Raw genomic sequence first — 21281 nt, forward strand, 5'->3', positions numbered from 1 at the left:
TTGCATCATTTACAGTAACAATTGGATGCTTTTGTGTGCCTTTGAAATTGCTTTCTATTTTTTTCTGAAAATTAATCTTGCATTCTTGCATTCTTCATAATCTTTATCATTTTTAAAAAGTAATGAATCTGTATTTATAATCCAAGTTAATGTTTCCATGTTCAACTTATATCTTTTTGTATCGCTCCAAAATTTTTTTCTCCCAATAGCCATTTTAGCATCAATAATTTTTCGTAACTTCATATCTAAAATTTCTACACTTTTCTTCATTCTAAGCCTAAAATCAGTCATAAATAATAATTCCCCTTTGCTTAATATTTTATTTGGGAATAAAGTGTATTCCCACCACTATTCTACCGAAAGTATGTAAGATGGTAAAAAAAGTGAAGAAAAATAATTATATAGTTCTATACAAAATATAAGTATGTTCATTATAAGTAGACTCTACCTAAACAAGCTTGAATGTAGTAATACTAAGGTTTAGGATATTTACTTTAAGTTGTTCAATTGTTACTTAGAATAGAGTTTGATTATGGATGTTTTATCAAGATTTGTTGTAGCTTTTGAATAAAGTTTGATAAAAGATAAGTTGCAAACGCTAATTTTATACAGAAAGAAACCAACTGTTTTGAAACAAAGTTTGATCAAAATAGTCGGTTCTTTATTTATCTAGTTTGGTCTTTATAATAAAGATTGTTTATTTCGGTATGCGAAACTTCAATTAAAGCACTACACTATATTGAATAACAACATTCTTTTAGAAAACAGCCTTATAAAAAGTTTATACATACGAAAGCCTAATGAAAACCCTTAGGGATTTCATTAGGCTTTAGATTAACCTTTTAAGAACTTCTGAAGCCACACTTGTTAAATATCTGAATATTTGGTATTAATAGTGGAAAGAAGTCGATTGGTGGCGGTATTTTGTCAGTAAATAAATATACTTGGACAGAAGAAAAAATAGCAAAATTTTATGCGGAAGGAAGAGGTTCTGGGGAACTGAATCATTATCTACCGTGGATTAAAACAAATGAAATACCCAGTAATGGACGAGTACATCTTCCTCGTGATTGGAAAACTAATAGAATTCATCATCTTTTATCTGATTTAGAACTTTCTTATTTTTTTTACTTGGAGTGGAGTAAAAAGGTAATTGATATAAGAGAACAATTTCCACTAGAACGTAAAAAGACAATGAAAATTGCTTCTGAGAAAGGAATTAATCACCCATTTGAAAATGAAACCCAAACCAATATTGTAATGTCTACAGATTTTCTAGTCACAATTAAAAATGAAAATAAGGTAATGCACATAGCGCGTTCAATAAAACCAAGCAGTGAATTGGAAGACCCTAGAGTTATGGAGAAATTAGAAATAGAAAGGCAATATTGGGAAGATTATAACGTGGAATGGTGTCTTATAGATGAAAAAGTTATGGACACACAGTTTGTAAAAAATCTTAAATATATACATGGACATTATTATCTTAATGAAAAAAAGGAAGAAGAGATGAGTTTATATTTACTCACCTACCTAGGAAATATACAACAGCAAAATCCCGAAAAACAGTTAATTACATGCTGCAATGAGTTTGATTCTCTTTATAATCTTGAGGATGGTTCTGCAATTTATTATGTGAGACATTTATTTGCAAGACAATATATTGAAGCCGTAAATATGGAATTTCCTATACAACCAATAAAGATAAATCTTATAGATATTGTTATTGATAAAGGAGGTCTTAATGAAAATTATGGTGGTTCTATCAGTTAATGAAATTATTGTAGATGTTGATACAAATAATTTCTATAGAATTATATGGATTGATAGCGGTTACATGATTGTATATGTTATCGATATTAACGACCCTATCGCAATCCCCTTTATAATGCTCATTAAAGAAATTGAAGAAAGAATAGAAACTGCAGAAATAGTAGTACAAATAGATAAAGGTATCTTTCTAAAAAGAGAACCTACAAAAAAGGATATTGAACATAGAGACAGAACTTGGGATGCAATTAAAGAATTAGTAAAGTTAGAACCGGAAATTTACGATAAAAATAAGCGTAAAAAATTAATTATAGAGGAAATGGTTAAACATGGTGTGAAGTCTCATAAAACTCTTTATAAATATTTAAGAAAGTATTGGCAAAGAGGTATGATTAAGGACTGTCTATTTCCAGACTACGCATTAAATAAAGTGGTATTGAATTATAAAGTAAATGAAAAAGTTAATTCCATTAGCGGAAGCAGAGCTGGTTTGAGCATGTATACATATTTTTCATGGGGTATCTCGAAGTCCTAAATCCAGTACATCAAAGGTTACCGCATCCGTTTTTATTTTGGGGTCAAACCATCACAAAAAAAGTCATGATGTCTGTCTGGTTCATGAATGTTTATATTGTTTATCGTTTATACGGAAGTGACGAGTTTGTATAAAGCCGTTCGTAGAGAATGTGTATTGTTATGTAATCTAATTTGGGGTACTATCTACTCAGGCTAAACGATAATGATTATCATTATAAATAATCGAATTGTTTTGCTACTATACATAAATTATGGGAGTGAATTTAATCATGGCAAGATTGATACTTATGAAAACAGGATGGATATCACTTATAACCGCAGGAATGATTACGATGGCAGGTTGCACCTCGACAGGCGATCAAGCTGTGGGGACGGCCAATCAGCCTGCAAACGCAACGGCAGTGACAAGCGAAGGCACGCCTCAGAACGAAACACGCGTCGTTACAGATGGATTCGGAGAGGTAGAAATTCCGAAAAATCCGAAGCGAGTCTCAGCTCTTTATCGTGAAGATTATTTGGTTGCACTTGGGGTAACGCCCATTGTGCAATACTATAACCCTATGTGGGGCAAACAGGATTATTTGAAACTGGATGTGCCATTGTTCGACGTGACTGGGAACATCGAAGCTTTGCTTGTATCCGAGCCAGACTTGATTATCGGCGCTGGAGAGGTAGATGCCGAACAATACGAGCTCTATTCCAAGGTTGCACCGACGTTCCGCTTGCCGGACGATGTACTTGTGGATACGCGCAAAACATTGACCTTAATCGCCGATTTGCTTGATCTAAGCAATAAGGCGAAGCAGGTTCTTGCTGATTACGATGCACGTATTGCGGATGTGAAAACAAAGCTGAACGCGGCGATTGGCGATGAGAAGCTTGTTGTTCTGCGAATGAACGTCGTAGACAAATCGATTAATATTTTTGGCATTCATAACACGTTTGTCGGACAAATCTTATATGAGGATCTTGGGCTGAAGGCTCCAGGGTTCGCTGAGGCAATGACGGAGGGCAATATCGTCTTGTCGAAGGAGGTCATTCCAGAACTTGACGCGGACCATATTATTTTGCTTCCATCCAATGGGACGTGGGAGGAAGAGAGCAACGCGAGAGCTCTTGAGGAAATGAAGGCAGATCGGTTATGGCAGACCGTTCCTGCATTTAAGAATGGCCATGTATATCCAGTAGAGAGATCGTATTGGCAGACGGGAGCCATTACGGCTAACGAGTTAAAGCTGGATGATTTACTTCGATTACTGGCTCCTTAGTACGAAATAGGGTGATTACGTTCCTTGGCATGATTCATCGCCATAATTAGGAAATTTAACTGTACCCTTTGTAAAGGACAATTTTAAGAAAGGCTAGACACTTTTTTGAAGCTGCCGTCTGTATTTTGCGGCAGCTTTTTCAATTTCTATTTACATTTTTTTCACTAAGCTTAATTCACCTTCTGATGAACGTCTTGTATTTGTTTTTTGCATATATTGTAAACTTACTACTCCAGTTATACGGGAAGCGTTACGCCAACGTTTCTCCTGAATACGCTTTAAACCAATTATTTCAACATCTAAACCTGCTGCTTTAAAATTTCTTTAGGTAATTTACCATTTTCAGTTTCGCAATAAAATGAAGGTTAAATTCTTTTGTATATGTAATCGTAGCCTGTATATTTGGATTGCATTTTATTTTTTTCTGATCTGCTTTAGTAAAGTATTTATTAGACATTTCTACTTCGACTTCTTTTTCCTCAACTTAAAAGGTACAGTTTAAGGTTGATGGGAGGCTCTTTTTGATTTACACTAAATTCATTGAGAATGAATATCAATTAAAGGGCGGTTGTTAGTAACAATGGATATTGAACAGTGCGAGCAAGCGGAGATGGCACCATTAGTCCAATATATGCTGCGATCGATCCGCTTCATCGTTGTGGGCGAACAAGCAGAAATGAATGATTCGGATGGCAGCAATAGAAACGATACAGAAAGCTTTGAACTCCTCTTTATTATGAGTGGCACGGGACAAGGAAAATGTTATTTACAGGGACCTGGCAGATATTTCACTATTAATCATAAGGTTTCGAACTGCAGTTACTACCAGGTGCGCTTCGTAACGAGAGGCTATGATGCAGCTTCAGGTTTGCTACCGGATAAGCAAGAGCTTGCCTGCTCACCCTTCGTAAAGACAATGGAGATCCTTAATGAGTTATATGAGCTCCGCAGAGCGAGCGACGAGCTCAAGCTGTTCCAACGATTTGTGAAATTCCAAGAGTTGCTGCTCTTTCTATTCCACCAAAATGCACCTGCAATCGAAGAGAGGGGAACGGATACCGAGCATCATGGGGTAGGGCTCAGTATACGGCACATTCATCAATATTACCGTGAGCTGCTGACTGTGGAAGAGCTGGCCTCCCTCGCAGGCATTGATCGTTGGAAGTATACCCGTCTGTTCAAAGAGGCTACTGGTCAAGTACCACTTCAGTACTTGAATGAAGTACGGATTAATCAAGCCAAGAAGTGGCTGGCGAGCGCCGATGACAAGTTGCTCGATATTGCGCTAAATGCAGGTTTCAGCAATGAATATTATTTCAGCCGTCGTTTCAAGCAGACGGTAGGCATATCACCCGGACAATACCGTCGCAGTCGCAAGGGAAAGCTTAGAGTAATAGCGCCATATTTGGAGGATTTCATCGTCGCGCTGGATATGGAGCCTATCGCCCAATATTGGCATGTTAAATGGGGAAAACAAGACTATCTAGGCTTAAACCATATTCCGACGTTTGAGGAGAACAGGGGCAATCTTGACAAGCTTTCCTATTATAAACCAGATTTGATATTGCTTGTGGATCGTTACGAACAACAGCAATATGCTCAGTGCCGACGCATATCCAACACGTGCATCCTGCGTGAGCATACGAATAATTGGCGTACACTGCTACGTACCGTCGCCGATTATTTCGGGCGAGCGGAGTTGGCCGATGAAGCTATCGCAAATTATGATTTCAAAGCAAGGAGTGCGAGTCAAGCGCTGAGTCATCTTATGAAAGGTCAGAGTGTTGCTTTTTTGCGTATCTCGGCGGACCAGATCATCCAATATACGGAAGGAGGGCAAGGTTTTGTTTCAACAGTTCTCTATGGCGATGTTGGATTGCGCTCCCACTCCGCAGTAGGTTTAGCTTCAAAAGCGAACAGGCCAGGTATGTTCACTCTCTCTGTAGAAGATCTGCGTATGTTATCCGCAGATCACCTGTTCATTACTTTCGATAAATGGCATAGCCAGGAAGAAGGTAAGGAGAGGGAACTGCTTGAGAAGCCAGAGTGGCGTAATCTGCCAGCTGTTAGAAACAACCGTGTTTACGAGGTTGATTTTCTAACTTGGATGAATAATGGAATTATTTCCAACAGCAAAAAACTCGATGATATACTGCGATCGTTAGTTTGATTTGGTTTTGCTTACGGGTCTCAACTAATACTGTTAACGGTAAGCACCTCATCCAAGGTATTAGCCAGACTATTGTTCGGTTACTTGGTGGATCACTATTAGTTTCAGTGCCGTTTATTTATAGTCAGGCTTTGGGTGCAGAAAATAAAATGAAATCAGAGATTTACCAAAAAGTTACTTATGAATCAGAAGTATTTAATTACAACGATTTAGTACGTCTAATATCCAATAGTTTAATTGAAACAGGCTATGGTCTAAGTGTAAGTCATAAAGAGTTACCAGATAATCGACATTTAATACAAGTAAAATTTCCGAGATATAATGTTACCCCAAAGGTCACAAAGGAACTAATGCAACGAATTGAAAATGTAATAAGTTCGAATAACTTTGATAAAAGGAACTTATTAATTAAGGTAACGGGTTATATTGATAAAGCTGAACAGTCTTCCCCACAGGAACAAGAAGAATTAGATACATTTTACAAGGAACTTAATAGAGATGGAGGATTTTTTGAACAGGTTGGAAAAGAGTTAGACAAAGCTGGATACTCTTATGAAGCGGGATACGGTATAGTTGGTATGGTTTATTCTACAAATGATGTAAGTTTAAAAATTATTGCAGAAAATGAAGAAGTAACGGAGAAAATACAAGTTGAAATAAATCGCATTTTCAAAGATAAAATTACAAAGTTTAAATTAGATGATGTGACATTTACTGTTAAAGCAATCCATATTAATGAGCTAATTAGTGAAATAAATGATTCTTAGTTGAATAGAACATACAAATCCATACAAAATAACGTTTCCCAAATGAAAGTTTGGAGGCGAACTCAAAGGCCACTAATGTTGTTAAATCAATGTTTGTGGCTTTTCTTATGAACATTGTTTACACGTTGTTTTATGCACTTTTGTTAAAAGTCAGTCATAGCAAAGGTTTTGAAGTATTTGAAGTAATGTTGCACCATCATCTTTGATGAATAAATAAAAATTGAAGTCTTATCGTGTAAATCCGCATAAATCTGACGAGTCCCCTTTTAGAAACTGCATATATTTTTATGCAGTTTTTTCTTTACTTTTAAATAATTATTTTGTAAGATAAAGCCAACTTCAAAAGTGGCCAGACCACTTTTATATTCATTCAGTAAAAGACGCCATCATCTGAAGGTGGAGGATTTTGTTTCTTTTATAGTAGGTATCCAAACACCTACTGAATGAAGATAAAGCCTTTGGATACATTGTTTATCTGCACGAAAGGAAAGCGACAGCAATAATTATTCCAAGGCGAATAGATTGACCGAGGAGTTGATCGTATGGAAAAAAAACCGAACAAAAGAAAGTGTTTTTAGATATCGTCCAACAATTACGACAACTTATTAAAATGGAAGAAATACAGGCTGGAGAAAAACTACCTTCCGAACGAGTTCTTTCAGAGCGTCTAGGTGTAGGGCGATCCTCTGTGAGAGAGGCATTGCGAAGCTTAGAATTGTTAGGTCTTATTGAAACGAAACATGGGGGAGGTACGTTTCTAGCTTCTACACATAAGAATCAGCTCGTAGAAATACTGTCAATGTTTATATTAGAAGATGAAAAATGGAAAAAAGATGTCGAATTAACGCGACAAATTCATGAAAAGGAAGCCATTCGCGTAATAAGTTGTACAGAGACTCTGCGAACACTACCTGTGTGGGACAGTTTTTTTGTAAGGCTAGAAATAGAAAGTACGATTAATTGTCAAGATGTATTACGAGAAATAATAATCACGGCGGGAAATCGTCTTTCACTAAAAATCTGGTTTCAGTTAGCAGCTTATGATGGTGACCGTGTAAATCAAAGCTCAACAGAAGAAGAAAAAATAATCATTCAAACTATGTTGAAATCGATGCAGATTGGCTATGAAGCATTGCAAGCTTACGAGCAGTGGATGAAGACTTTACAAAGCATGTAGACAACAAAGGGGGAGACGAATATGGCAATACGTAGCTTATTTAGTAAAAAGAAAGAGGACGGACAGGAAAAGGGATTTCCTGAAGGACTTATGACAAAATGTCCAGAATGCCGTCACATTCAGTTAACAAAGGAATTAGAAAAAAATCATAAAGTGTGTACAAAATGCGATCATCATTTCAAAATGACTGCACAGGAGCGCGTAGCATATTTCTTAGATGAAGGTTCATTTGTTTCAATGGATGATCATTTACAAACAAGTAATCCGCTTAATTTCCCTGATTATGTAGAAAAAATTTCAGTGGCTAAACAACAAACGGGATTAAGCGAAGCTGTACTAACTGGGTTAGGTACTCTTAATGGGGAAGAAATTGTTGTAGCAATTATGGATTCTCATTTCCGTATGGGCTCAATGGGTTCAGTTGTAGGAGAAAAAATCACACGCGCCGTTGAAAAAGCTATTGAATTACGTGTACCGGTTATTATCTTTACTACTAGTGGTGGAGCGCGCATGCAAGAAGGTATTCTATCATTAATGCAAATGGTAAAAACGAGTGCGGCATTAAAACATCATAGTGAAGAAGGACTATTGTTTATATCTATCATGACGCATCCTACATACGGTGGCGTTTCGGCAAGCTTTGCTTCTATTGGAGATATTAATATTGCTGAGCCACAAGCATTGATTGGCTTTGCTGGTCGTCGTGTAATAGAAGAAACATTAAGAGAAAAACTACCAAATGATTTCCAAACATCGGAATTTTTACTAGAGCATGGTCAGCTTGATGCAATTTTCCATCGAAAAGATTTACGAAATCAAGTAGCAATGCTTGTAAAAATGCATACGAGAGGTGGCGTGCAACATGACTAAAAAAAATTTAGCTTTTGAAGAACCAGTAATACAATTACGAGAAAAAATTGATGAATTAAAAACGATTGCTACAAAGGCAGATGTAGACATGACAGGCGAAATCGAAAAGCTTGAAACACGTCTAACACAGCTAGAACAATCTATTTATGCCAATATGAAGCCATGGGATCGTGTACAGGTTGCTAGACATCCAGAACGACCAACAACTTTACAATATATAGAAGCTATGTGTGAAAACTTTATTGAGTTACATGGAGATCGTACATTTGGTGATGATGCAGCAATTCTTGGAGGAATTGCTCTCTTTGAAGGACAGCCCGTAACAATTGTTGGACACCAGCGCGGAAAATCAACTAAAGAAAATATTCGACGAAATTTTGGTATGCCACACCCTGAAGGATATCGTAAGGCATTACGCTTAATGAAGCAAGCTGAGAAATTTAAGCGCCCGATTATTTGTTTTATTGATACAAAAGGAGCCTATCCGGGTAAGGCAGCCGAGGAACGCGGCCCAAGTGAAGCCATTGCTAGAACTCTCTCTGAAATGGCGATTCTAACAGTACCAGTTATTAGTATTGTTATTGGGGAAGGGGGAAGTGGGGGTGCAATTGCATTAGGGGTAGCTAATCGAGTCTTTATGTTAGAGAACTCAACGTATTCGGTTATCTCGCCTGAAGGGGCTGCATCGATCTTATGGCGAGATGGTAGCCTAGGGAAGCAAGCAGCAGAAGCAATGCGTATAACAGCACCTGACTTAAAAGAGCTTGACGTTATTGATGGAATAATCCCTGAAATAACTGGTGGAGCACACCGCAATGTTGCGAAGCAAGCATTTTATATAAAAGAAAGTATAAGCGTCACACTAAAAGCATTGAATTCTCTAAATGGCGAACAATTAATTGAAGATCGCTATGAGAAATTCAGAAATATTGGACAATATACAGAAGCTTAAATTTATTTTTAGGTTTTTGGACATGTGAATTTGCTCGTAAAGAGATAAAAATTGTATCTTAAATAAATTAATATCTTAATGATGGAAGAAAAAAGAGTTGTAGTTTGTAAAAAAGATTGATCATTTATATTTAAGTTCGATTATTTATAATAAAGATCGATAATTTGTAATATAGTTTGATAAAATAACTTCGCATTTAAATAAAACCCATTCATTTCTATCAAACTTTTTTCAAAATGCGTGGGTTTCTTCTATTATAAAATCAACGTTTGCAACAAACTTTTAATCAAACTTTATTCCAAACTCTGGCCGACCTTATAATACGAACGGTGCAGGTTAGTTAAATAAGACATACTTAAACAAATCATGTGAGTAGTTTGATAATACTATAATAATTAAACAAGTATTCTGAACTCGTTTGGTCAAATATATAACTTTCAAGTAAACTTAATAAATACTAATAGGTGGCTAAACATTTTTGTTGTTATTCTTTATTTTGAAAATGAACGATTTTTCCCAGTTAGTCGTATTACATATAAATCATTATTGTATGGAGTAGATCTCATGGATGAAAAGGATTTAATTCGAAAGGCGAAAAAAGGAGATACATTGGCTCTTTCGAAACTGCTACAACAGAATTATTCGTTCCTCGTAAAGTATTTAATGAAAGTTACCCTTCATCCACAAATCGCAGAAGATTTAACACAAGAGACGATGATAAAGTGTATTGAAAAAATCCAACTGTATAATGGTGAATCCAAGTTTTCCTCGTGGCTCATCACAATCGCAACGAACCTTTTTATCGATCAACAGCGTAGAAAGAAGCGGGAGAAAAACTGGCTAGAGCAGGAACAAGCGCTCCGAAAAATGAAATGGAATGCAGCCATTATGAATGAAGAATGGACTGATGTACTTGATGTACTTGCTCAAATTAATGAAGAAATACGCATGCCAATCGTGTTAAAGCATTATTATGGATATTCATATGAGGAAATTGGAAAAATGATGGGTATTGCAGCAGGAACAGTAAAATCTCGAGTTTCAAATGGTCTAAAAAGTGTACGAAAGGAGTTGGCTGAACTTGAAGGAGTATGATTCTAAAAATAATAATTCTATGTTGGATGATGAAGATGAATTAACGGTTAAGCAATTAATAGATGGTTTAGAAAAACTGGATCAATGGAATCCAGTATCTACTCCAAACTTACAATGGTTTCAACAAAATGTCGAATTAGAGAAAAAAAGAATACGAAAAAAACAATGGAAAGACCTCCTCATGTTTATCTCTGTTGCAGTATTTGTGCTTTCGGTTGGGATTGCTGTCGTTTATCGTCAGCCAATTCTTTTTCTTTATTTTCAGCTTGTGGGGATTATCTTATTGCCCTTAGCTCTTAACGAAACTAGAAAGAAGGTCAGTAATAATGAGCTCAAACGAACTAAGTAACACACCGCTTTGGTTATTGGTCTTGATTGCATTCATTCTGATTTGCCAAGGCTCATGGATGTTTTGGGATGCACGGAAGAGGGGACACAATGCTTGGCTATGGGGCTTTTTAGGCCTTATTACATTTCCAATGTATCTTATTATCTATCTTATTTTTGCAAGAAAAATATTTAAAAGAAAGGTCTCAGGATCAAATTCCTGAGATTTTTTTGTTTATTTTTTCTTGAGTGAACGATTAGAAGAACGTAATCGTATTAAGGGTGAATAAACAATTTGAAGGAGGGAAACAAGAATGAACTGTTTAATAGAGTCTTATAGTAAATAAAACAAATATTGATATTTATAAGAATCTTATACTGAAATCAAGGAGGTTACTTATGACAAAGCAAAAAAGTGTTAAAGGACTATTCATTTATCTCTTGCTTGGAATCATTGCATTCGTTCCCTTATATCTTAAGGCACTATCGACACTATCGACAAACCCGGCCCAATTAGAGCAAGCGAGGGAAATGATGGGGATTTCAGGATCACCTGAAATGTTAGCCTTACTTGGCACACTTCCCAATTATATTTTCTTAATCATTGCTCTTGTTATAGGTTTTTTTACTGCTCATAAAGTTGGTTTAAAATCTGTGATTATGCACCCGAATGCTAGAGAAAAGTCAAAGTCAGAGTGGATAAAAGGTATTAAACTAGCTATCGTACTCGGTTCGATTGCAGGAGTTGTTATAAGAGGATTCGATTATCTTTTATTCCCACTCTTGCCGGAGGGTCTAAAAGAACTAATACATCCTTATAATGCAATAGAATTTTTAGCAGCTTTACTCTACGGAGGGATTGTTGAGGAACTATTAATGCGTTTTGGGTTTATGAGCTTGTTGATTTTTATTTTCTGGAAACTATTTGATCGAAAATCAGCAAAACCTTCGAACTGGGTCTTTATCCTTGCAATATTTGTTAGCACATTATTATTTGCAATAGGTCACTATAGTGGAACTGCAAGTGTGATAGAAATGAACGCATTTATTTGGTCCCGAATGATCTTATTGAATGGTTTACCCGGCTTCTTCTTTGGCTGGATTTATTGGAAGCACAATCTAGAACTTGCGATGCTTGCACATATGTTTGCTCATATTGCCATGCATTTTCTAATGTTGATTGTCTCCTTTTTTATGTAAAAATATATATGGTGCATATACACTTTGAAAATTTGCTTGTGTAAAATATAACTATATGAGGAGCTAGACAGGAAAGGCAAAGGGTATATGATTGAAAAAAGCAAATGGATATACTGCCCAATTTGTAGTTCAAAAACACGCAATAAAGTATATGCAAATACTATATTAATTAGTTTTCCTCTTTTCTGTCCAAAATGTAAACAAGAAAGTTTAGTAAACATAAAAAAATTTAAAATTATCATAGTTAAAGAGCCAGACGCTAAGACGCAGAGCCGATAAATTGAGATGTATGTTAACCTCAATTTAAATCCTATATGGTTTTAATACGTTACTTCAAGCAACTGGATTTAATCGAATCATCAATGGATTGCTACCTTCTGATCAAACAATTGAAAATGGCTATACCGAAAAAGAAATCAGTGATAATAAATTATTTTCTTATCATGTTGTCAACGATACGATCATTAATCAGGCTTTGAGTTTAAATGACAATGTCAATGAGGTAAACAGCATCGTCTTCCCTTCAGAAGTACCTGTACTGAAACTAATATCCTCAGACTTTCAAAAACGAGTAAAAGATGGAGATGAGATTCAAAAAAGTCACGTAAAACGACTTGGTGCAAATGCCGGGTCCCAAATGATTGACGGCTCTCATGGATTCTTTCAAACGCATGTCACAGAGATCCATGATGCCACAAGTACTTTCCTTAAAAAATCGACTAAGGACTTGTTACAAATACAGACTAAAGGGAGCTAGAAATATAATCTCAGCTCCCTTTTTGTTTTAAATACAATTATTCATAATCTCAATATAGAGAATGAAAATGGGGGGTAAATGTTTCCTTAAAGTGAATGAAAACGTTCCTCAAAAATATAGCCCTTCAATGCAAATAGACGCATTCCTTATTAGAGAAATGCACCCGATCGCTGAATATCAATTCTGTGATTTGTCTTTTGCTTGTTAAAGTAAAGCACCTCGTTAATTAAATAGGGATATTTTTCTAGATTGTTTCCAAAATCTCTTTTGCAATTTCATTAAGTTCTTCTGCGAGTTCATTATCTGTAGGTGTTTCAGCCACTCTTGTTAAATACTCTCTAAACTGAACTCTTGACTCTACTGGCAATTTGATAATTAAAAAATGTAGAATAAACCACTTCCAGTTATCATCATCTGAAGATAAAACATCTTGCACATGTGGGGCAATTTCTTCTGGAAAAGTTAAAAGTAATTCTAATACCCTTGGTGTCACTGGCCAATTCATATCTTGAATCCATTCGAGAAGGTAGGCAGTAAAGGCAATATTTTATCTCTATCCATTTTTTTAATCATTTCTACTCTATCATGATCATGCTTAGTCTTGGCAAAAGATCTTCAAAGTTTTCCATTTGCGTCTCTCCCTTAGATTTTTATACATGGCAATCTATTTATTGTATAGTCTTTATTAAACTAATCTGTACGTTAGTTTAAGTGAGAAACTTCACAATCTTACTCTATAATTCAACAATAATATCCAATTTTATTGAAAACGTTCCTCAACAATCTGGTCCTTTCCATGAATAAAGACGCTTTCCTTATTAAAGAAAAGCGCCAGATTGCGGAATAGTGGAAAATACGAAAGAGCTGCAAAATGTCATTTCTAAATTTTTTCTAATGCACCCCATCCTTGATTATAGTAACATCTTTTTTAGTCTCGCTAAAATTCCTTTAAGAAATAAAGCATTTTTTTCAATTCCACGGCGTTTACACCACCCGATACTATTAAAGCATCTGTAAATCGATAAAAAGGCAATACAATTACCTGTTAAAGGATATCTAAAATAGCCTTTACCCGTTATTTATTTTGGTGCAATTATTTCTTTACCACCCATGTATGGTCTTAAAACTTCAGGAATTACTACGCTTCCATCAGCTTGTTGATAGTTTTCTAGGATAGCGGCAACTGTACGACCAATGGCAAGACCTGAACCGTTTAATGTATGAACATATTCTGGTTTTGCATTTGGCTCACGACGGAAGCGGATATTTGCTCGTCGTGCTTGGAAATCCTCAAAGTTAGAGCAAGAAGAAATTTCACGGTACATGTTTTGTGCTGGAATCCAAACTTCTAAATCATATTTCTTCGCTGCAGTAAATCCTAAATCAGCAGTACACATTTTTAGTTTACGATACGGTAAGCCTAGTAATTGCAGTACTTTTTCAGCATGACTTGTTAACAACTCTAGCTGTTCATATGACTCCTCTGGTTTTACAAAGCGTACTAATTCCACTTTGTTGAATTGATGCTGACGGATTAAACCACGTGTATCACGACCCGCAGAGCCTGCCTCTGAACGGAAGCACGCACTATAAGAAGCAAAGCCTTGTGGTAAAGCCTCAGCCAGTAAAATTTCATCGCGATAGAAGTTTGTTACAGGTACCTCTGCTGTTGGAATCATGAAATAATCTGTTTCCTCTAATTTAAATAAATCTTCCTCAAATTTAGGAAGGTTTCCAGTACCCGTTAAGCTATCGCGATTAACAATGACAGGTGGCAGCATTTCCTCATAACCATGCTCTTCTGCATGTAAATCCATCATAAAAATCATCAGTGCTCGTTCTAAGCGAGCTCCAAGACCACGGTAGAATAAGAAACGGCTACCTGTTACTTTTGCACCTCGTTCAAAGTCAACAATCTTCAAATCTGTAGCAAGATCCCAGTGTGCTTTAATGTCAAAATCAAATGTTGGAATTTCACCCCAAGTATATTCTTCTACATTGTCTTCTTCTGTTGTCCCTACTGGTACAGATTCGTGTGGAATGTTTGGCAAGCGCATCATCATATCTTTAAAGCGCTCTTCAACATCATTTAGTTGAACATCTAGCTCTTTAATTTCATCGCCTACTTGACGCATACGAGCAATAACTTCATCTGCATTTTCCTTGTTGCGTTTCATAATTGAAATTTGTTCAGATACTTTATTTCGTTCTGCTTTTAATTCTTCTGTTTTAGCAATTAACTCACGACGCTTTGCATCTAAATCCTCAAAGTCATCTAAGTTGCCTAAATCTTCATTACGTGTTAATAGCATTTCTTTAATTTCCGCGAAATTATCGCGTACGCGTTTAATATCTAACATAGTCATACCTCCAGTAGTTTAATGACACTGCATCCATTAAGTCTTGGTTTAATTGCGTTGCAAGCTAAACTCGAATAGCTCTGCTTTGAATCAAAATAAACACAAAAAAGCCCCCATCCCTAAAAAGGGACGAGAGCTACCCGCGTTGCCACCCTAATTGATTAGGCATATACCTAATCCACTTATTTCATAACGGCATTTCAGCCGGCTACAGCCTACTTTACATTATTTCGACTGTGCAACTCCAGGACGGATTCACAAGTGCTTCTATCAGCTTCCACCAACCGCTGACTCTCTAAAAAAAACGTGCTTGCTACTACTTCCCATCATCGTGTTCAGTTATTTGAATTTTAACCATACTGTACTATATGAAAACAGATTTCGCAAGTCATACCATAGGATACAAAATATTCTAGAATTCTTGAATCACGTTTAATTCCGGATGAAATGCACAACCCAATAAATGACCATTTCGCGCTAAGATAATTTCCCCTCATATTCAGTGGATTTCAACATTTTTACAGACTGTTTTAATATGAGGAGCCCGAAGTCTTCAATTAAAATTATAATTCATCTAGAATACCTCTTTAAGTCTCTTTCTATTGTTTAGTTTAAGGACAATCCTTCACAATCTCAACTATACTTTAACAGAAAAATCCAAATACCTTAATACCTTTCAAGTTACTCCACTATGGTCTGTTGGTAATATAAGGTTAGCCAGATTTTTCTGGTTGACCATTTTCTTATAGGTCTTATTATTACAGTATTCGGGGTAGAACGTCTGGCCCGTGGGACTTGATCCCATCCGCAAAACTGTTCACCCCCTACTTGTATAACTGCGCAGTATAGTAGAAAAAGGGGAAATTGTTAGCAATGTAGAATATAAGGATTAATACAGAGCCAACTATTTTACCCTGGCATCGAGACGGGGGATGGTATTATCAGAAAAAAGTTCGCTCAAGGGATACTACTATTTCATCACGTTGTGTCTCTTACATGAAGCGAAAGGAGTGGATATACGCATGAAAGAACCATCTGAATTGCTTATTGAAATGCTTGGCTATCCGTATAATCCCAGAAATGTTCAAGCTTTGCTGCAATCATTCGGTGTCAAGCGAATGCCAGCCCCGAACAGCTATTTCAAAGACGATATTATCTGGTCAGTGAAAACATCAATACGCATTGATATTTATCGCGCACCTAAAATAAATGATCTGACTGGACTCAAATATACAGATCAAGATGAATGGATCATTGGCGCCATACATTTTCTTGCGCCCGGGTCGGATGACAGAATTAAAGCTCCGTTTTCCGGAAAGCTTCCCAAGGGAATCACGATGAGCTCAACACCAGATCAGTCGATAAAGGCATATGGTCAACCTGAAGTGGATGAAGAATGTAAGTGGTCTGGATTTTCCGGTCGAATTTTGGCATGGCGAAAGCCGGGAATAAATATTGCAATTGAATATGCGGACAGTGAAATTGATAGCGTGATGAGAAGCTACACGGTCTGTCTAATTGGCTGCATAGGCGCATGGCGAAACGATAATCCAGAGGTCTTTGCTCCCTGATTGCAGGTCAACATCGCTGAGGCTGCGTATGGTAGTTAGCCCTCTCTTAAATGAATGGCTAATGGGGGCTTTTATGCAACAAGGGTTTCAAAAATAATCAAACTTTTTTATAAAGAATTTAATCTACCACATTAAATAAGAGCATGTTTTGATTGATCTTTTTTCAATACATGCTCTTTAAACTTGTTCTCATATCAAATTTGGGTTAATTTAACAAAACCTTATTTCAAAGCTAAATAACGCACCCATTAGCAATCCATCATAACGAAGAATTACTTCATTTCGTTTCATATTTACTTATTACTTTGGCTGTTAGTATGACCGTGCTTGCTAAATACTCTTATAATTAATTGTCCTAAAATATAAATAATTGAAACAAATATAATGGCAGCATCTCTGCCAAAGGGTTTAAACCAACCTCCATCATCAACTATAAAAAAATAGCCAAATATCAAAGAAATAACGGTCATAATAAAATTCAAGCCAAAGAACAAAGGAAGTTTAATATTTCTCGATGATATACCTACAACAATTATGAACACTAAAAATATCGGAAACAAAAAATCAGCGTGTTGCCTAGCAAGATGACTATTATATTCGTAGAAATGAAATAAGAAAGGAACTGGAAATAAAGATAAAATACCTATAATCAACCTCTTCAATTTATAGATCCCCCATATTAAATTATTAAGGAAAAACCACCTTATAGTGTAATTTTACACTATAAAGAGGTTCTTTCAATATACTGTGGTTATTTATTTCCAATTTTTATTTAACTCCTGCTCGGTTAACACAAGAAGCGACTGCTTTTATTGCACAATGCAGTCGTTACTTTAAGTACATTTGTTCACAAACTTTTTCTTTTAGACTGTTCTTTAATATAAGGTGTTTCTCTATAGCAATGCATATCACATGAACTACCTCTTATTATTGTACATAAATATTTTTATAATTTCTTTTAATAGTGTCACACTTCATAATCCCTAATTGTCTTAGTTTTTAGAGATATTAATTTTGTAATTATGATCATTAGGAGGTTTATTTATGAAAATATTACTTGCTGGCTCTACCGGTGTAATAGGAAAAATGGTGATTCCGATGTTAATAGAAGAGGGACATGAAGTAATCGGGATGATTCGAACAGAAAAACATGTTAAGACAATGCAAGAGATGGGAGTAAAACCAGTAGTTGCAGATGCATTTGATCGAGATAGTGTTTATGCAGCCTTAATTGAAACTCAGCCTGATGTTGTCATGCATCAACTTACTGCACTAAATAGTGGCGATATAAACGATAATTCTAAAATACGGATAGAAGGAACAAGAAACCTTGTTGATGCAGCTAATCATATTGGAGTAAAAAAGATAGTTGTACAAAGTATTTCATGGGCTTATGAGCCTGGGAATACACTAGCTACAGAAGAAACACCTTTAGATACTAAAGCCTCATTACCTCGCAAAAAAACAATTGATGGAATTATTTCATTAGAGGAAAAGGTAAAAGAAATGCCTGATTTCGTTATCCTTCGCTATGGTATGTTATATGGTCCTGGAACTTGGCTTTCGAGTAACGGCCTAATTGCTAAACAATTACAGAGGCAGGAACTACACGCAACTGATGGGATGACATCCTTTATTCACGTAAAAGACGCAGCAAAAGCAGCTGTATTAGCTTTAAATTGGCAGTCAGGTTCTGTAAACATTGTAGATGATGAACCTGCAAAAAGTTCTATTTGGCTTCCCTATTTTGCTGAAGTTATTGGGGCCCCCCTCCCGCCTATAAATGATACTTATAATTCTTGGGAACGAGGAGCCTCAAATGAAAAAGCAAAAAAACAATATGGCTGGGAACCTATTTACCCTTCTTGGACAAAAGGATTTAAATTGTTGCATCATTATTAATAATAAAATGAACTACCAATATAAGAAGGTTAAATTTATGAAAATAAATAAAATTTATAAGTCTTTTATTTACACTGTTCTAATTGGACTTTTTACTTCTTGTTTCATATCGTTTATCCTTGTTTCTATAAACTTAGGATATAGCCATACATTTTTTATTCATTGGCTACCAATGTGGGGAGAAGCATTTTTATGTGCTATACTTTGTGCTTACATTTTTCCACGGATTATAAATAAACTTATGACATTCATTACTTTTGTAGAGAAATGATAGATAAAAAAATGTATGTAGAATATTCCTCAGATTATGATATGCATAATATTAGAGATGGAAGGGTTTATCATGTTGTTCAATGAATTAAATATAGAAGACTTATATAAAGAGTATAAGAATTATTGTATATCCATAGCATACTATTTACTTGGTTCAATGACAGATGCTGAAGATATTGTTCAAGATACTTTTTTGAAATTAAAAGAACATGAAAATATTGGGGAAGATATTACTAATTTTAAAGCTTATATAAATAAAATGATCGTTAACCGCTGTATGAATGAACTAAAATCAAGTAGAAAAAGGAAAGAAAATTATATAGGTACATGGTTACCCGAACCTATACTACAGACATTCAATAGTGGGCCTCTTGATAATCTAATCCAGTCAGATCAATTAAGCTATTCATATATGGTTCTTATGGAAAACCTTTTACCTAAAGAGAGGATAGCTTACGTATTAAGAAATGCTCTAGGGCTAAAGCATAGTGAGATTGCCGATATTCTAAAAACAACAACTGTTAATAGCCGTAAGATATTGAGTAGAGCACAAATTAAAATGGGAAGAAAAAGCGAAAAAGATTTAACTGTTAGTCTTCAGAAAAATTATATAGAACAATTTATATGGGCATTATCCAACGGGGATATCCAAGGAGTAACCCACTTGTTATCTAATGATGTTCTATTTGCTGCTGATGGAGGAGGTAAAGTAAGAACGGCAATAAACATCATTGAAGGTAAAGAGCGAGTAGTAGCACTTATTTCAGGAATTTCAAAAAAGTTTTTCTTTGGAAAAAATGCTACGGCAGCTATGATAAATAATCAATATGGTATTGTAGTCACTGAAAATGAAAAAGTAACAGGCGTTTTTTGTTTTGACTGGAATTCTTCATCCCGAACGATTAACAAGATCTTCTATGTGGTAGATCCAGATAAGTTAACATAGCCTATTTAGGGTTGCGTTTGAATACGGATTGTTCTTTTTTAAGAACTGTCCGTATGTTTTCTTATTGAAAGAACCTGCACCGTTCTTTTAAGTACACTTCTTCAAAATCTTTATAGTAAAATTAATGTAAATTTCCAACAAAAGACCATCTCACCTTTTTAAAGGTGAGATGGTTTTAATCAATCTTTAATAAAAGCCACATTAAAAGGGTATCGATTTAAAATAGATATTCGAAAAAACGTCTTGTAGTGTTTGAAAGTTATGCTCAAGGTGTGTTTTTATAATTTTTGCGTAAGAATCTGTGTTTGCAGTGATTTTACAACACAACTAAGGTATGTGTAGACAAAAGTTGCTTAATATTTTATGGAGTTAAAGGGGCGATTTAGTAACAAGAAAGGCTTTTGAATGACGTTCAATTTTGTACCGGAATCTGATTATTTGCATCTATGTTCTAAAGTATTTATTTATAATAATAAGGGGAAAATACCTACAAAATTCACATTAGAGGTGGCGATAATTCTTGAGAAAGTTAGTCATAATAGTCATGGTAATTTTTGAATTATTTTTCCCGATGCAATTGCTGTTAGTAAAGGCGAGTATTCAACCACAATTAGAAAAAGAGGATGTTTCATTTATTCAAGTAAACCGTTTAAACGGGGAAACCCGTTTGTTTAAGGAAAATGATGGATATGAGGAAGTGATTATCGGTAAGGTTGTTAAGTGGATAAACACCTCAAGTCCTTCAGAAGGAGCAATTGAGTTAGAGTTAAATAAAACTTCGATAGTCTCGATAATGAAAATAAAAATGAAAAACGGAGACGTTGCAGTTATTGAACCAGCTTATAATTGTGTATCACTAAACCAATTAAAGACATGCACAATTGCAGATGGTGAGGTTATATATACAAGTAATAATAAAAAGGTTCGATTGAAATCAGTAGAACTTTATGATTGGCTCTTAGTTGGCTGGAAATATGAAAGTGTTGGGGCACCAAAAGACGAGTTACTTGAAGAAACTTTATATGCCAGATATTTTTCCTATATCGACGAAACTTACTCAGATTTTATCATGTGTCCTAAAATAGATAAAGTTGAAAGAATAGATGGCGATACAAGGAGACATATTGTTTATGCAAGTGCGTTAAATTATAGTGCACATCATGGTGACACTCCCTTTGATAGAATCCATATCATGCTGACTGATACTCCAGAAAATGGTATTAAAATAAATAAAGTGACAATACAAAAGGGTATTTCTGAAGAAGAAAGTGCTATACAATGTAGGCGAGAGAGCTAAAGGATTTCGTTAAACTAACAGGTGCTTTAGTCGAATAACTGC

22 protein-coding genes, 1 pseudogene and 1 other annotated feature are annotated in these 21281 nt (G+C 35.5%); of the genes and pseudogenes, 18 read left to right on the forward strand and 5 right to left on the reverse strand.

Annotation, left to right across the window (positions count from 1 at the left end):
* Nucleotides 1–54: 54 nt before the first annotated feature.
* Nucleotides 55–291: a hypothetical protein gene (locus B2R82_RS08465; protein WP_286924438.1), complete on the reverse strand. Its 237-nt coding sequence runs from the start codon at nucleotides 289–291 to the stop codon at nucleotides 55–57.
* A gap of 633 nt (nucleotides 292–924) precedes the next feature.
* On the opposite strand from B2R82_RS08465, the gene B2R82_RS08470 reads away from it, so the two are divergent.
* The 13 genes from B2R82_RS08470 to B2R82_RS08535 all read left to right on the forward strand — a co-directional run bounded on the left by B2R82_RS08470 (nucleotide 925) and on the right by B2R82_RS08535 (nucleotide 12890).
* Entirely contained in the window at nucleotides 925–1773 is an 849-nt protein-coding gene (locus B2R82_RS08470; protein WP_286924439.1) for a TnsA endonuclease N-terminal domain-containing protein, read from the forward strand.
* Nucleotides 1745–2305 (forward strand): hypothetical protein, encoded by a 561-nt coding sequence (locus B2R82_RS08475; protein ID WP_286924440.1) that lies wholly within the window; start codon nucleotides 1745–1747, stop codon nucleotides 2303–2305. The genes B2R82_RS08470 and B2R82_RS08475 overlap by 29 nt, the downstream gene beginning before the upstream one ends.
* Before the next feature lie 289 nt (nucleotides 2306–2594).
* A complete protein-coding gene (locus B2R82_RS08480; RefSeq protein ID WP_286924441.1) occupies nucleotides 2595–3575 on the forward strand; it encodes an ABC transporter substrate-binding protein in 981 nt (326 codons plus the stop codon).
* Nucleotides 3576–4155: 580 nt separating this feature from the next.
* A complete protein-coding gene (locus B2R82_RS08485; protein ID WP_286924442.1) occupies nucleotides 4156–5745 on the forward strand; it encodes an AraC family transcriptional regulator in 1590 nt (529 codons plus the stop codon).
* Nucleotides 5746–5894: 149 nt separating this feature from the next.
* Nucleotides 5895–6512, forward strand: coding sequence for a hypothetical protein (locus B2R82_RS08490; protein WP_286924443.1), 618 nt, complete (start codon nucleotides 5895–5897; stop codon nucleotides 6510–6512).
* Between the two features lie 568 nt (nucleotides 6513–7080).
* On the forward strand, nucleotides 7081–7689 hold the full coding sequence (locus B2R82_RS08495) for a FadR/GntR family transcriptional regulator (RefSeq protein WP_286924444.1): 609 nt from the start codon (nucleotides 7081–7083) through the stop codon (nucleotides 7687–7689).
* A 21-nt stretch (nucleotides 7690–7710) separates the two neighbouring features.
* Nucleotides 7711–8559, forward strand: coding sequence for an acetyl-CoA carboxylase, carboxyltransferase subunit beta (gene accD, locus B2R82_RS08500; protein ID WP_286924445.1), 849 nt, complete (start codon nucleotides 7711–7713; stop codon nucleotides 8557–8559).
* Nucleotides 8552–9511 (forward strand): acetyl-CoA carboxylase carboxyltransferase subunit alpha, encoded by a 960-nt coding sequence (locus B2R82_RS08505; protein ID WP_286924446.1) that lies wholly within the window; start codon nucleotides 8552–8554, stop codon nucleotides 9509–9511. Before accD ends, B2R82_RS08505 begins: the two co-directional genes overlap by 8 nt.
* A 564-nt stretch (nucleotides 9512–10075) precedes the next feature.
* Nucleotides 10076–10606 (forward strand): RNA polymerase sigma factor SigY, encoded by a 531-nt coding sequence (gene sigY / locus B2R82_RS08510; RefSeq protein ID WP_286924447.1) that lies wholly within the window; start codon nucleotides 10076–10078, stop codon nucleotides 10604–10606.
* The gene (locus tag B2R82_RS08515) at nucleotides 10593–10955 is read left to right on the forward strand and encodes a YxlC family protein (protein ID WP_286924448.1); all 363 of its coding nucleotides are present in this window, start codon (nucleotides 10593–10595) and stop codon (nucleotides 10953–10955) included. Before sigY ends, B2R82_RS08515 begins: the two co-directional genes overlap by 14 nt.
* Nucleotides 10956–11332: 377 nt before the next feature.
* Nucleotides 11333–12133, forward strand: a complete 801-nt coding sequence (locus B2R82_RS08525; protein ID WP_286924449.1) for a CPBP family intramembrane glutamic endopeptidase — start codon at nucleotides 11333–11335, stop codon at nucleotides 12131–12133.
* A gap of 87 nt (nucleotides 12134–12220) precedes the next feature.
* Nucleotides 12221–12412, forward strand: coding sequence for a cysteine-rich KTR domain-containing protein (locus B2R82_RS08530; RefSeq protein ID WP_286924450.1), 192 nt, complete (start codon nucleotides 12221–12223; stop codon nucleotides 12410–12412).
* A gap of 88 nt (nucleotides 12413–12500) precedes the next feature.
* Nucleotides 12501–12890, forward strand: a complete 390-nt coding sequence (locus B2R82_RS08535) for a hypothetical protein (RefSeq protein WP_286924451.1) — start codon at nucleotides 12501–12503, stop codon at nucleotides 12888–12890.
* Nucleotides 12891–13134: 244 nt separating this feature from the next.
* Here the strand turns inward: B2R82_RS08535 and B2R82_RS08540 are convergent, their stop codons facing one another.
* The 3 genes and pseudogenes from B2R82_RS08540 to serS all read right to left on the reverse strand — a co-directional run bounded on the left by B2R82_RS08540 (nucleotide 13135) and on the right by serS (nucleotide 15250).
* The gene (locus B2R82_RS08540; protein ID WP_286924452.1) at nucleotides 13135–13395 is read right to left on the reverse strand and encodes a DUF5071 domain-containing protein; all 261 of its coding nucleotides are present in this window, start codon (nucleotides 13393–13395) and stop codon (nucleotides 13135–13137) included.
* Between the two features lie 406 nt (nucleotides 13396–13801).
* A pseudogene (locus B2R82_RS24090) lies at nucleotides 13802–13926 on the reverse strand (aminoglycoside phosphotransferase family protein); the annotation flags it as partial.
* A 43-nt stretch (nucleotides 13927–13969) separates the two neighbouring features.
* Nucleotides 13970–15250, reverse strand: a complete 1281-nt coding sequence (gene serS, locus B2R82_RS08545; protein WP_286924453.1) for a serine--tRNA ligase — start codon at nucleotides 15248–15250, stop codon at nucleotides 13970–13972.
* 122 nt (nucleotides 15251–15372) lie between these two features.
* Nucleotides 15373–15589: a binding site (T-box leader), on the reverse strand.
* A 683-nt stretch (nucleotides 15590–16272) separates the two neighbouring features.
* On the opposite strand from serS, the gene B2R82_RS08550 reads away from it, so the two are divergent.
* Entirely contained in the window at nucleotides 16273–16821 is a 549-nt protein-coding gene (locus B2R82_RS08550) for a hypothetical protein (protein WP_286924454.1), read from the forward strand.
* Between the two features lie 293 nt (nucleotides 16822–17114).
* Here B2R82_RS08550 and B2R82_RS08555 read toward each other — a convergent pair whose 3' ends face one another.
* Nucleotides 17115–17483: a hypothetical protein gene (locus B2R82_RS08555; RefSeq protein WP_286924455.1), complete on the reverse strand. Its 369-nt coding sequence runs from the start codon at nucleotides 17481–17483 to the stop codon at nucleotides 17115–17117.
* 382 nt (nucleotides 17484–17865) lie between these two features.
* Between B2R82_RS08555 and B2R82_RS08560 the strand changes: the two genes are divergently transcribed.
* The 4 genes from B2R82_RS08560 to B2R82_RS08575 all read left to right on the forward strand — a co-directional run bounded on the left by B2R82_RS08560 (nucleotide 17866) and on the right by B2R82_RS08575 (nucleotide 21239).
* Nucleotides 17866–18723, forward strand: coding sequence for an NAD-dependent epimerase/dehydratase family protein (locus B2R82_RS08560; protein ID WP_286924456.1), 858 nt, complete (start codon nucleotides 17866–17868; stop codon nucleotides 18721–18723).
* Between the two features lie 37 nt (nucleotides 18724–18760).
* On the forward strand, nucleotides 18761–18994 hold the full coding sequence (locus tag B2R82_RS08565) for a DUF2798 domain-containing protein (protein WP_286924457.1): 234 nt from the start codon (nucleotides 18761–18763) through the stop codon (nucleotides 18992–18994).
* A 72-nt stretch (nucleotides 18995–19066) separates the two neighbouring features.
* Nucleotides 19067–19942, forward strand: a complete 876-nt coding sequence (locus B2R82_RS08570; RefSeq protein WP_286924458.1) for a sigma-70 family RNA polymerase sigma factor — start codon at nucleotides 19067–19069, stop codon at nucleotides 19940–19942.
* A 520-nt stretch (nucleotides 19943–20462) separates the two neighbouring features.
* Nucleotides 20463–21239 (forward strand): hypothetical protein, encoded by a 777-nt coding sequence (locus B2R82_RS08575; RefSeq protein WP_286924459.1) that lies wholly within the window; start codon nucleotides 20463–20465, stop codon nucleotides 21237–21239.
* The last annotated feature ends 42 nt before the right edge of the window (nucleotides 21240–21281 follow it).

Source organism: Lysinibacillus sp. UBA6686, assembly GCF_002455205.1.
Lineage (GTDB): Bacteria > Bacillota > Bacilli > Bacillales_A > Planococcaceae > Lysinibacillus > Lysinibacillus pakistanensis.

Bases quoted from the DNA above. Each gene is read 5' to 3' on its own strand.
- B2R82_RS08465 (WP_286924438.1), bottom strand. From the start codon at position 291: ATGACTGATTTTAGGCTTAGAATGAAGAAAAGTGTAGAAATTTTAGAT.
- B2R82_RS08475 (WP_286924440.1), top strand. From the start codon at position 1,745: ATGAAAATTATGGTGGTTCTATCAGTTAATGAAATTATTGTAGATGTT.
- B2R82_RS08480 (WP_286924441.1), top strand. From the start codon at position 2,595: ATGAAAACAGGATGGATATCACTTATAACCGCAGGAATGATTACGATG.
- B2R82_RS08485 (WP_286924442.1), top strand. From the start codon at position 4,156: ATGGATATTGAACAGTGCGAGCAAGCGGAGATGGCACCATTAGTCCAA.
- B2R82_RS08490 (WP_286924443.1), top strand. From the start codon at position 5,895: ATGAAATCAGAGATTTACCAAAAAGTTACTTATGAATCAGAAGTATTT.
- accD (WP_286924445.1), top strand. From the start codon at position 7,711: ATGGCAATACGTAGCTTATTTAGTAAAAAGAAAGAGGACGGACAGGAA.
- B2R82_RS08505 (WP_286924446.1), top strand. From the start codon at position 8,552: ATGACTAAAAAAAATTTAGCTTTTGAAGAACCAGTAATACAATTACGA.
- sigY (WP_286924447.1), top strand. From the start codon at position 10,076: ATGGATGAAAAGGATTTAATTCGAAAGGCGAAAAAAGGAGATACATTG.
- B2R82_RS08525 (WP_286924449.1), top strand. From the start codon at position 11,333: ATGACAAAGCAAAAAAGTGTTAAAGGACTATTCATTTATCTCTTGCTT.
- B2R82_RS08530 (WP_286924450.1), top strand. From the start codon at position 12,221: ATGATTGAAAAAAGCAAATGGATATACTGCCCAATTTGTAGTTCAAAA.
- B2R82_RS08540 (WP_286924452.1), bottom strand. From the start codon at position 13,395: ATGAATTGGCCAGTGACACCAAGGGTATTAGAATTACTTTTAACTTTT.
- serS (WP_286924453.1), bottom strand. From the start codon at position 15,250: ATGTTAGATATTAAACGCGTACGCGATAATTTCGCGGAAATTAAAGAA.
- B2R82_RS08550 (WP_286924454.1), top strand. From the start codon at position 16,273: ATGAAAGAACCATCTGAATTGCTTATTGAAATGCTTGGCTATCCGTAT.
- B2R82_RS08560 (WP_286924456.1), top strand. From the start codon at position 17,866: ATGAAAATATTACTTGCTGGCTCTACCGGTGTAATAGGAAAAATGGTG.
- B2R82_RS08565 (WP_286924457.1), top strand. From the start codon at position 18,761: ATGAAAATAAATAAAATTTATAAGTCTTTTATTTACACTGTTCTAATT.
- B2R82_RS08570 (WP_286924458.1), top strand. From the start codon at position 19,067: ATGTTGTTCAATGAATTAAATATAGAAGACTTATATAAAGAGTATAAG.